This window comes from Achromobacter sp. Marseille-Q0513, from assembly GCF_018195695.1.
Lineage (GTDB): Bacteria > Pseudomonadota > Gammaproteobacteria > Burkholderiales > Burkholderiaceae_B > Achromobacter.
This window is the reverse complement of record NZ_JAGTJY010000012.1, coordinates 53,219-64,158: the sequence shown is the minus strand read 5'-3', so window position 1 is coordinate 64,158 and position 10,940 is coordinate 53,219. Positions and strand designations below refer to the sequence as shown.

At 62.2% G+C, this 10,940-nt stretch carries 8 protein-coding genes and 1 pseudogene; 2 read left to right on the top strand and 7 right to left on the bottom strand.

The annotated features are described in order from the left end of the window. On the top strand, positions 1-185 hold a 185-nt coding region (locus KDH83_RS04925; protein WP_212313192.1), incomplete at its 5' end, for a hypothetical protein. Between the two features lie 146 nt (positions 186-331). On the opposite strand, the gene hisN is transcribed toward KDH83_RS04925, so the two are convergent. After that, the gene (hisN, locus tag KDH83_RS04920) at positions 332-1,135 is read right to left on the bottom strand and encodes a histidinol-phosphatase (protein ID WP_212313190.1); all 804 of its coding nucleotides are present in this window, start codon (positions 1,133-1,135) and stop codon (positions 332-334) included. 594 nt (positions 1,136-1,729) lie between these two features. Here hisN and KDH83_RS04915 point away from each other — a divergent pair. Next, the gene (locus KDH83_RS04915; protein ID WP_212313189.1) at positions 1,730-2,491 is read left to right on the top strand and encodes a DeoR/GlpR family DNA-binding transcription regulator; all 762 of its coding nucleotides are present in this window, start codon (positions 1,730-1,732) and stop codon (positions 2,489-2,491) included. A 52-nt stretch (positions 2,492-2,543) separates the two neighbouring features. Here KDH83_RS04915 and KDH83_RS04910 read toward each other — a convergent pair whose 3' ends face one another. From KDH83_RS04910 to mnmG, 6 genes and pseudogenes are all read right to left on the bottom strand, one after another. Next, positions 2,544-3,545: an asparaginase gene (locus KDH83_RS04910; RefSeq protein WP_212313188.1), complete on the bottom strand. Its 1,002-nt coding sequence runs from the start codon at positions 3,543-3,545 to the stop codon at positions 2,544-2,546. Continuing rightward, positions 3,538-4,455 (bottom strand): ParB/RepB/Spo0J family partition protein, encoded by a 918-nt coding sequence (locus KDH83_RS04905; protein ID WP_212313187.1) that lies wholly within the window; start codon positions 4,453-4,455, stop codon positions 3,538-3,540. Before KDH83_RS04905 ends, KDH83_RS04910 begins: the two co-directional genes overlap by 8 nt. A gap of 44 nt (positions 4,456-4,499) precedes the next feature. Then, entirely contained in the window at positions 4,500-5,198 is a 699-nt protein-coding gene (locus tag KDH83_RS04900; RefSeq protein ID WP_349291602.1) for a GNAT family N-acetyltransferase, read from the bottom strand. A gap of 139 nt (positions 5,199-5,337) precedes the next feature. Beyond that, positions 5,338-6,135 (bottom strand): AAA family ATPase, encoded by a 798-nt coding sequence (locus KDH83_RS04895; RefSeq protein WP_212313185.1) that lies wholly within the window; start codon positions 6,133-6,135, stop codon positions 5,338-5,340. Continuing rightward, positions 6,132-6,815 (bottom strand): 16S rRNA (guanine(527)-N(7))-methyltransferase RsmG, encoded by a 684-nt coding sequence (gene rsmG, locus KDH83_RS04890; protein ID WP_212313184.1) that lies wholly within the window; start codon positions 6,813-6,815, stop codon positions 6,132-6,134. Before rsmG ends, KDH83_RS04895 begins: the two co-directional genes overlap by 4 nt. Before the next feature lie 68 nt (positions 6,816-6,883). Beyond that, positions 6,884-8,770 (bottom strand): annotated as a pseudogene (gene mnmG, locus KDH83_RS04885) (tRNA uridine-5-carboxymethylaminomethyl(34) synthesis enzyme MnmG); the annotation flags it as partial. Positions 8,771-10,940: the final 2,170 nt, after the last annotated feature.

Here is a 10,940-nt window from a genome sequence, read left to right as displayed (position 1 = left end):
CCCGCACACCGAACGATCACAAGCTCGGCAATGCGCCCGACCCGCGCCCCATCCTCATGCGCTCCCCGGCCGAAGAAATGGCGCAATTCTCGCAATCCAGACGCACCAAGCCAAACCCGCCATCTTCTTGCGATACATCGCCCCGCCCAATTCATGAGCTTTTACTCGCTTATTTAAATAAGTAAGCTTTAGCTCATGAATTTTCATATGCAAATCTTTACTCGCAAAATATCCGACGCTTTGCTCGTAAAACTTCAACGCACGAAGTAAAGCGATTGCTCGCATTCAACACGAGACCGCGGCGCTCGAATCGCTGCCGTTCCGATTCGTTTCAAGCCAGGTGCGCCAACGCGCGCATGGCCTGTTGATGCAACCGTGGCGTGGCGGCGGCAATCACGCGACCGTCCGAATCCAGGCCAGGCGGCCGGCCGGCCCAATCGGTGATGACGCCGCCCGCGCCTTCGATCACCGGCATCAACGCCAGATAGTCATAGGGCTGCAATCCCGCCTCGACCACCAGGTCGACATGGCCGCTGGCGAGCAAGCCATAGCTGTAGCAATCGCCGCCATAGCGACGCATGCGCGTCGAACGCGCCAGGGCGTCGAATGCGGCCAGTTCGGCGGCATTGAAGATATCGGGCGAGGTTGCGTACAGAATGGCCTGGTCCAGGCTTTCACAGCGGCTGGCCGAGCAAGGCTGTCCGTTCAAGGTCGACACGCCACCCTGCGTACCGATCCAGCGCTCGTCCAGCATCGGCACATCGATCAGGCCCAGCACCGGCCTGCCCCGGTGCAGCAACGCCAGCAAGGTGCCCCACAAGGGATTGCCGGAAATGAAGGCGCGCGTGCCGTCGATGGGATCCAGCGACCACACGAATTCCGCCTCGGCCTGCTGCACACCATACTCTTCACCAAAAATGCCGTGTTCGGGATACTGCTGCGAGATCGCCGCCCGCAACGCTGCTTCGACTTCGCGGTCGGCCTGGGTGACCGGGCTCTCGTCGGCCTTGGTGTCGATGGACAGGGGATGTCGGAACCACTGCCGCGACAAGGGCCGGACCCGGTCCGCCAGTGTCTGGGCAAATGCGGCGTAGGCGGCCAACTGCTGTGCCGCGAGCGGCGTCGAGGTATGCATAGCTGTACTCCAAAACAGGGCAGGCCCGGATACATGGACCCGTCAGGCAAGCGCCGCGCACCGACTCGAACGCCTGCCTGCTGTTCGGCGACGCAAAAGCGCCTGTTCCGTTGCAGGCAAAGAGATCCCGGCTGGACGTTTTGCCACAAATTTGCAAATATACCTAGAAATACAACCCGGATTCTGACATCTGGATGGCAGCCCGCGATAAGGCGGATGTTTGCCCGTTCCGGGCGCGCGGCGTCGCTCCATGATGCCGCGAATGGGCCGCGCTGACGACGCGACTCGCGCCTGCGACGGTTTCAAGATCAGGGCTGCCTGACCCCATGCGATCCGACCTGTTTCCGAACAACCCTGTGGACAAGTCTGTGGGCAATTGCTTGCGCAGCTTTTGTTGGCCTGCCTCCCGACTTGAATCTGCCATTGCCGCGGCGGGCGCTCGCCGTTCCGTGCCCGGACGAATTCCCCGTCCCGGGGACCTGCGTGGCAAGCCCGGGCCGTATCATGCCAACTGCGCCGGGACGGCTACGCGTGAATCGGCCCTCCCGGGCACCCGGCGTGCAACGCGCCGGCTATAGATAGGAAGCATCCGTTATGTGGCAAGAAGAGCGGTATCAGCGAATCCGCGCGCTGCTGTCTACATTGCAGCAAGTCTCGACCGACCGCATCGTCGGCGAATTGGGCGTATCCCGGGAAACCGTCAGGCGCGATCTGCTCGAGCTGGAAGCGTTGGGAGAACTGCGCCGCGTGCATGGCGGCGCGGTACCGGTGCACAGCGAGCCGCCCATCGCCGAGCGCGTGCATACCCGCGTGAAGTACAAGCGCGCCATCGCGCGCCTTGCCGCCAGCCTGACCGCCAGCGGCCAGACCCTGTTCCTGGACGCCGGCAGCACCACCAGCGTGCTGGCTGACGAGTTGGCCACGCAGAGCGGGCTGACCATCATCACCAACTCCTTCGACGTGGCGCGCAAGATCGGCGCCGCCGGCAACGGCGCCAACGAAGTGCTCATGCTGGGCGGAACGGTGGGCGGCCCGGTCTGCGCCACCGCCGGCGGCGTCACCGTGGCCGAGATCCACCGCTATCGCGCGGACCTGGCGCTGCTGTCGCCGGTGGGCGTGGATGCCGAATGCGGCGCCACCAGCTACGACCTGCGCGAAGCCGACGTGGCGCGGGCCATGGCAGACAACGCCAGACAGCGGGTGCTGCTGGCCGACTTCAGCAAGATCGGCGTGTGCAGCCGCATGTCGTACTGCGCCGCGGACCGCATCGACCACCTCGTCACCAACGCGTCGGCGCAAGCCTTGCCCGCCTATGCTGCGCTGGAATCCGTGGTGGGCGCGGTGTCGATTGCCTGACGGCGCATGGCCGCGCCAGGCGCTCAGGTCGAGCGCACGGCGCGCGGCCTGATCAGTAGCGTTCGAAACAATGCTGCAGCGCCACCGGATCGCGCGTGGCGGACAAACCCAGCATCAACAGGATGCGCGCCTTTTGCGGGTTCAGATCTGCCGCCGCGATGAAGCCCAGCTCGGCGTCATCGAGTTCGACATCGCGCGCGACGAAGCCGCTGCCAGCGCGGCTGGAGCGGACCACGGCCACGCCAGAAGCGGCGGCGCGCGTCAGGGCGCTGATGGCCGCGTCGGTCGCATTGCCGTCCCCGACGCCTGCCAGCACGATGCCTTGGCACACGGATGCCATGAAATCGATCACGTCGGCCTGCAGGTCCGCATGCGCGTATACGATGCCCACGCGGGGCCAACCCGATTTTTCCAACAATGCGAGTGAAAACTCGCTTTGCGCGGAATGCGTGGTAGCGTTGCGAGAATAGAACTTCGGCGCGCCGCCGTGCATGACGCCAGCCCGGCCGCGATTGGGCGAGCTGAACGCGCACAGGCCGGCGCTGGCGATCTTCTGCACCTCGCGCGCATAGTGGATGTCTTCGTTCATCACCACCAGCGGCCCGCGGCCGCGGGCCTCGGCATGGCGCGCCAGCGCCACCGCGTTGTACAGATTGGCGGGACCTTCGGCGCCCAGCGCGGTGGCCGGGCGCATCGCGCCAACCAGCACGACAGGCTTGTCGTGGCGCACGACCAGGCTCAGGAAATACGCGGTCTCTTCCAGCGTATCCGTGCCGTGGGTAATGACGATGCCGGCCACGGATGCATCCTGGCACAAGGCATCCACGCGCGCGGCCAGCGCGCGCCAGACCTCATGCGTCATGTTCTGGCTGCCGACGTTGGCCACCTGCTCGGCGCGAATGCGGGCAATGCCCGCCAGCTGCGGCACGGCGGCCAGCAGATCATCCACCGAGAAGGAGCCGGCCTTGTAGCCGGCCGAGGTCGCGTCGGCCTGGGCGCCGGCGATGGTGCCGCCGGTCGCCAGCACCGCCACCACGGGCAGCGCGTCAGGCATCAACCACTCCGGACAGGCCCTGGCGTTCGAGCAGGGAATTCAGGTGTTCCCAGCCGTGGAAGTCGATCACGATCTGGCCCTTGTCCTTGGCGCCGACCTTGAGGGCGACGCGCGTGCCCAGATGATCGGACAAGGCTTCCTCCAGGCGCGTCAGGTCGCGCGACACGCCATTGGCCCTCTTGCGCGGCGCCGATGCCGACTCGGCATCCTTGGCGGTCTTGGCGACCAGCTTCTCGGCCTCGCGCACCGACAGGCGGCGGGCGATGATCTGGTTGGCCAGTTGGATCTGCGTGGCCGCGTCCACGGCCAGCAGCGCGCGCGCATGGCCCATGTCCACATCGCCGGCCAGCAACATGGTCTGCACGGGCGCGGCCAGGTTCAACAGGCGCAGCAGATTGCTGGTGGCCGAGCGCGAACGGCCGATGGCCTGGGCCGCCTGTTCGTGCGTCAGGCCGAACTCGTCGAGCAGGCGGCGCACGCCATGCGCTTCTTCAAGCGGGTTCAAGTCCTCGCGCTGGATGTTCTCGATCAGCGCCATGACGGCGGCGTGCTCGTCCGCCACTTCGCGCACCAGCACCGGCACTTCCTTCAGGCCGGCCAGCTGCGCCGCGCGGAATCGCCGCTCGCCGGCGATGATTTCGTACTGTCCGGGTTCTTCGCCCAGTTCGCGCACAAGAATGGGTTGCATGATGCCTTGTGTGCGGATCGATTCGGCCAGTTCGCCCAAGGCGCCCTCGTCCATGCGCGTGCGCGGCTGATATTTGCCGGCGCGCATCTTGGAGACGGGCAAGGTGGACGGCGGACCCTCGGGCTTGGCCTGCGCCTTGCCGATATTCTCGATGGCGGGCGCGTCGGCGCCCAGCAGGGCATCCAGTCCGCGACCCAAACCCTTGGGTTTCTTGGTGGCCATAGTTAAATCCTCTTTCCTTCTGTTTTTTGTATCCCGAGCCGGGCTCAGGCGGCCGCCTGCTCGGCGGGCAGGCGGTACCAATACGCGTAACAGTCTTTGAAACCGTAGCGGGCGTACAAGGCGCGCGCGGCGGCATTGTCCGGCTCCACCTGCAAATAGGCGGTTGCCGCGCCATCGGCCGCGCCTGCGGCCAGCAAATATTCCACCAGCGCGCCGGCATGGCCTTTGCGCCGTTCCTCGGGATGCGTAACGATATCGAACAGCCCCAGCAAGTCGCCGTCGCGCACGGCCAATCCCGCAGCCACGCAACGGCCATCGCCGGCATGCGCCAGCACCGGCGAGATATCCACAGCCAACCCCGCCACGCGTGCGCGATGTTCCTCGACATGCTGCGGCAAGGAGCCGCGCATGCGTCCGACTTCGTCCGCAAAGCGGACCGGGTCCGCCATTGCGAACGTCAGCCCGGCAGGCGCGGCCTGCGGCCGAGGCGCCAATGGCGCGGACATGACGCGGGTTTCTTCGATCAGTGCATAGCCGCGCGCGGCCAGTTCGTCGTCCAGGGAAAAATCCGGTCCGATGGACGTCAGGCGGAACAGCATCGGCAGGCCGCGGCGCGCGTACAACGAAGAACAATACGCCAGCCGCTCATCGAGCGGACGTGTGGATAACCCCAGCACATTGATGCTGCGCACCCGCTTGGCCGCTGACGGCGCAAAACGCACCAGCCAGCCGTCGTAGAGCACCTGCGCGGAAACGGCCGTGGCGTTCAGCGCGGCCTCTTCCAGCCGCACGCGCAGGCGGTCGCGCGCATCGTCCTGAGGACGCGCGGCAGGCGCTGCGGCGGGGCGGGAAAAGAGCGTTGCTGCGGACATGGCTGCGGCGTCAGTTGAGTTCCTTGACGCGCTCGATCATTTCGGCGCCGAACGAGATATAGGCCTGCGCGCCGCGCGAGCCGCGGGCGTACACCACGCCGGGCATGCCATAGCTGGGCGCTTCGGCCAGGCGCACGTTGCGCGGCACCACGGTCTTGAATACCTTGTCGCCGAAGTGCGATTCCAGCTGTGCGGACACCTGCTGCTGCAGCGTCATGCGCGGATCGAACATCACGCGCAGCAAACCGATCACGCGCAGGTCGTCGTTGATGTTCCGGTGCACGCGCTTGATGGTGTTGACCAGGTCGGACAGACCTTCGAGCGCGAAGTACTCGCACTGCATGGGAATGATGACGCCGTGCGCCGCGGCCAGGCCGTTGAGCGTGAGCAGCGACAGCGTGGGCGGGCAATCGATCAGCACGAAATCGTACTCGTGCTTGATCGAATCGATGGCGGCCTTGAGCTGACGCTCGCGCTCGTCCATCTGCACCAGGTCGATTTCCGCGCCCGACAGTTCACGGTTGGCCGGCAGCACGTCATAGCCGCCCGACTCGGAGCGCACGCGCGCCTGCGCGATGGTGGATTCTCCGATCAGCACTTGATAGAGATTGGACTCCAGCGAGTTCTTGTCGATGCCGCTGCCCATCGTGGCATTGCCTTGCGGATCCAGGTCCACCAGCAGCACGCGTTGCTTGTGCGTGGCAAGGCCGGCCGCCAGGTTGATGGCGGTCGTCGTCTTGCCCACACCGCCCTTCTGGTTGGCAATGCAGAAAACGCGGGCGGTTTCGCTGGGGGGAATGTTGTTCATAGGGTTCCTTGACTGCGGCGCATCCAGATCAGGCAGCGTTCTGCTTGCAGCTCCGGCACATGGAGCGGCTGTATGTGGTCGACTTGCCATGTCCCGCGCGCGTGCAACGCCTGAATTTCATCGTCGGGGACCTTGCCCTTCATCGCAACGAGGGTACCATCCTTGCGCACATGGCGACCCGCGAGTTCGGCAAAATCATCCAGGGATGCGAAGGCGCGCGACGTCACAATATTGCACTCGCCGGGCTCCAGCGTTTCGATGCGGGCATGGCGGGCCTGCAGATTGGGCAAGGCCAGCGCGCCGCTCATCTGGCGCACAAATGCGGTTTTCTTTTCGACGGCGTCGATGCAGGTCACGGACCAATGCGGCCGCATGATGACCAGCACCACGCCGGGCAGGCCGCCGCCCGAACCCACGTCATAGATCTTGGCAGGCGCCTCGCCCAGTGCGGCGCTCAACGGCGCCACGACGGACAGGCTGTCGAACAGATGCTGGATGAGCATCTGTTGCGGGTCACGGATGGCGGTGAGGTTGTAGGTGCGGTTCCAGCGCTGCATCTGCGCCAGATAACCGAGCAGCTTGTCCACAGCTTGCGCGTCGACCGGCAGGCCGAGTTGCGCGCATGCCTGGGACAAGCGGCCGGCCATTTCGGCGCCGGCCGCTTGCGCTTGTGACGTCATGCCGCGGCCTCCTCGGGGCCCGCCTCGGACGAGGCATCGCGGCTCAGCTTGCGCGTGCCATAGTGCAGGCGCTTGAGATGAATCATCAGCAGCGAGATCGCCGCCGGGGTCACGCCGGAAATGCGAGCCGCCTGGCCGATGGTTTCGGGCCGGTGCGTCTTGAGCTTCTGGCGCACTTCGAACGACAGGCTGGTCACGGCGTCGTAGTCGACATCGGTGGGAATGGGCTGCAGCTCGTGCGAGATCTGCTTCTGCACTTCGTCCTGCTGGCGAGCAATGTAGCCGGCGTACTTCACCTGGATCTCGACCTGCTCGGCCAGCACCTCGTCGGCAACCACGCCGGGACCGGCGAGCAGCGAACCATCCAGGTTGCGGGCGGCCATCAGCGCTTCATAGGAAACGCTTGGCCGTTTCAGCAAGTCAGCTAGTGAGTACTCACGTTCTATCGCCTTGCCCAGCAACGGTTCCGCGACTTCGGCGGGCAACACGCGCGGATTGACCCAGAACGATTTCAAGCGCTCGACTTCGGCGGCAACCGCATCACGCTTGCGATTGAACGCATCCCAGCGCGCATCGTCGACGATGCCAAGGCGGCGACCGATTTCGGTCAGGCGCAGGTCGGCATTGTCTTCGCGCAGGCTGAGACGGTACTCGGCGCGCGAGGTGAACATGCGATAGGGTTCGGTCACGCCGCGCGTGGCCAGATCGTCGACAAGCACGCCCAGATAGGCTTCGTCGCGACGCGGCGTCCATTGCTCGCGGTCCAGCGACTTGAGCGCGGCATTCACGCCAGCCAGCAAGCCCTGGGCCGCGGCTTCTTCGTAACCCGTGGTGCCGTTGATCTGGCCGGCGAAGTACAGGCCTTCGATCGCCTTGGTTTCCAGCGTGCTCTTCAATCCACGTGGATCAAAGTAGTCATATTCGATGGCATAGCCGGGACGCAGGATATGTGCGTTCTCCAGGCCGGGCAGCGAATGGATCAGGTCCAACTGCACGTCGAACGGCAGGCTGGTGGAGACGCCGTTGGGATAGACCTCATGCGTGTCCAGCCCTTCCGGCTCCAGGAATACCTGGTGCGACTCCTTGTCGGCGAAGCGATGAATCTTGTCTTCGATCGACGGACAGTAGCGCGGACCCACGCCTTCGATCACGCCGCTATACATCGGTGAACGATCCAGCCCGCCGCGGATGATGTCGTGCGTGCGGGCATTGGTGTGCGTGATCCAGCAGGGCAGCTGCCGAGGATGCATGGCCACATTGCCCATGTACGAGAACACGGGAATCGGATCCAGATCACCCGGCTGCTCTTCTAGGATCGAGTAGTTGATCGTGCGGCCGTCGATACGGGGCGGCGTTCCGGTCTTGAGGCGGCCTTGCGGAAGCTTCAGTTCTTTCAGGCGCTGGCCCAGGGAAATCGCCGGCGGATCTCCGGCACGACCGCCGGAATAGTTCTGCAGACCCACGTGGATCAGTCCGTTCAGGAACGTCCCAGCTGTCAGGACAACCGTCTTGGCGCGAAACTTCAGGCCGACCTGGGTTACGGCGCCCACGACGCGATCGCCCTCCACCATCAGATCTTCGACCGCCTGCTGGAACAGCCAGAGATTAGGCTGATTTTCCAGGCGGCCGCGGATGGCCTTGCGGTACAGCACACGGTCGGCTTGGGCTCGCGTCGCACGCACTGCCGGCCCTTTGGAGCCGTTCAGAATGCGGAACTGAATGCCGGCCTCGTCCGTTGCCAACGCCATGGCGCCGCCCAGCGCGTCGACCTCTTTGACGAGATGTCCCTTACCGATCCCGCCGATGGAGGGATTGCAAGACATTTGGCCTAGGGTCTCGATGTTGTGGGTCAGCAGCAGCGTCTGTGCGCCAGTGCGCGCAGCCGCCAGCGCCGCCTCGGTGCCGGCGTGACCGCCACCGACAACGATGACATCGAATTCGCGGGGGTAATCCATGATGGGGGGAGAAGATAAGAGAGCGTTCGGTGCTCATTATAGAGGCAGGGGGGGCATGTTTCACGTGAAACATGCTTTACCGTGCCTGGATTCGTCTGTCACGTTGGTCTGGTGTGAGAAAAGCGCGACGTGGAGACAAACCGTAGAGGGTAAATATGTCGGCATCTGCCCAAGTCTTATGTTTCACGTGGAACAGTTGATGCCTTGGTCAGGTATTGATTGAAGGGTGCCCGCTCTCCCCTAGACAGGCAAACTCGAAGCCTTGGTCTCCGATGGATGTATCTCGGGGCTAACTCTCAGAGTATTTAGGAATTTTCCGCGCATCTCAATTTCAATGTTTCACGTGAAACATAGACAAGACCCTACATCAACATCAGCCAAGGATATGCCGTAGCCCTTCTCTACGAATGGGGGGATTCCTCTTGCTGATGTTTCACGTGAAACATGACTCCCATGGCAAGTGGCTGGATCGAATGACGTAGATATCCATGTTTCACGTGAAACATCGCACCTAGCTGATAGTCGATGCAGCGGGCTGGATTGCCGTTCCGTGTTTCACGTGGAACATCCACCCAGATCACTTTGCTGACAATTGAGCCGAGGCCTGTCATGTTTCACGCGAAACCACGATGATCCGTTCTATGCATCTCCGATTGAATCCGTAGCACGACCAGGCAACCCGCATTCGCGTTTCACGTGAAACATTCCATGGAAAACACAGATTTCCACCCCTACCCTACCCCTATCCAAAACAATTGGCTCATTTCTGAAAGCAAGACCTCCCACGCCGCAGAGCCACCCTTTCATCTCCATCGCACTAAGCAAACTGATCCTCGAATTCATGCTGTCTATGTCGCACCCGATTCATAAGAATCTGCCAATGTCCGGAATCCGTTCACTCCAACATCGCCCGCCAGAATAGACACGATGACCGTGATACGCTTTATCCACAACATCAGCATGTTTCCGAAGATCAGCGACAGCCGTACCCATTTTCATGTGAAGCAGCACGATTCTTTTTTCAACACGCACGTGAGTGCAGTGAAGTACCAAAAATAACGTTGAATATCTGACTTCACTTTATCCACATGAAACGTCCCGCCCGAGGCCAAGCCGATCTGTGGACAAAAAAGTGGACAACCCGAGCTTCGGCCTTGGACGATACGTTCAACGCATCATCCACTACAGCCCGTCGAATAGGCTGTCTATTCCTTCACGGATGATCCTGGGCAGAAAAATGGCTTTTGAATCAATGGATACGCTGATTCCCAGCGGTAGCTCACGGCGGCGGGACATTGTGGATAAGCAGCAGCCTATGGTTGCGATAGGCAAGATTGCACTAAGCTGAATTCTGTGAACAACCCCTCGTCCAGACTCATGGGAACTAGCGAGTAAATTCCCTGTCCAACCGCCCTGCTCTCACGTCAGGCTGTTCTACGACTTTTCCACAAAGTTGTTATCGCGCGCCAGACATCTTGCTGCCACATCCCGATCCCATACTCGAACACCCGCCGCGCGATTTTCATTGCGCAGCCCTGGATATGGCCGCCCTCATCCTTTTGGCTGATCCACGGGAAAACGCTGTGGACAAATCCATGGGCCGTTCCTGATTCATTTTTTCAAGCAGCAATCCCCACGGATCGTTCCGACCACGGCCCGCCGACTTCTATTTATTGTTCGCGGCGCCTTGTAATTCCCCTCACTCAGACGTTCACGCAAACCGGAATAATTCACCGGCCGCCGGCCGATATCCCCATTTCTATCCACAGACCGGATACCCCGTTTTTGTGCAAACTACGGGGAATTCTGTGCATAACCAAGATGGGGATATCTTTGTGAACAACCATGCGCCGGACCGCCAAAAACCGCGCATATGGACGGCCTGGTCGCCTCCGCCTTATTGCTGCTCACACCCAGCTGAGGCCTCGGATAACAGGTAAGAGCCCGAATTTCCTAGGGAAAAAGCAGGTATCCCCCTGCGTGGAAAGCGATATGCCAGGTTTCATGGGAAACGCAGGCCCGGCAGACAGGTCATTCAAGCCACCGCAAAAAACTGTGCAAAACCACGCTGACGGACATCTATTGATCCAAGATTGCGCACAAAACCAAGACCAGTCCGAGAAAATTATCCACAGACTTATCCAGAGGATTTACATTAAGTTAGTATTCA

What these genes read in the sequence shown, in the direction of transcription:
- hisN (WP_212313190.1), bottom strand. Translation starts at nt 1,135, where the DNA reads ATGCATACCTCGACGCCGCTCGCGGCACAGCAGTTGGCCGCCTACGCC.
- KDH83_RS04915 (WP_212313189.1), top strand. Translation starts at nt 1,730, where the DNA reads ATGTGGCAAGAAGAGCGGTATCAGCGAATCCGCGCGCTGCTGTCTACA.
- KDH83_RS04910 (WP_212313188.1), bottom strand. Translation starts at nt 3,545, where the DNA reads ATGCCTGACGCGCTGCCCGTGGTGGCGGTGCTGGCGACCGGCGGCACC.
- KDH83_RS04905 (WP_212313187.1), bottom strand. Translation starts at nt 4,455, where the DNA reads ATGGCCACCAAGAAACCCAAGGGTTTGGGTCGCGGACTGGATGCCCTG.
- KDH83_RS04895 (WP_212313185.1), bottom strand. Translation starts at nt 6,135, where the DNA reads ATGAACAACATTCCCCCCAGCGAAACCGCCCGCGTTTTCTGCATTGCC.
- rsmG (WP_212313184.1), bottom strand. Translation starts at nt 6,815, where the DNA reads ATGACGTCACAAGCGCAAGCGGCCGGCGCCGAAATGGCCGGCCGCTTG.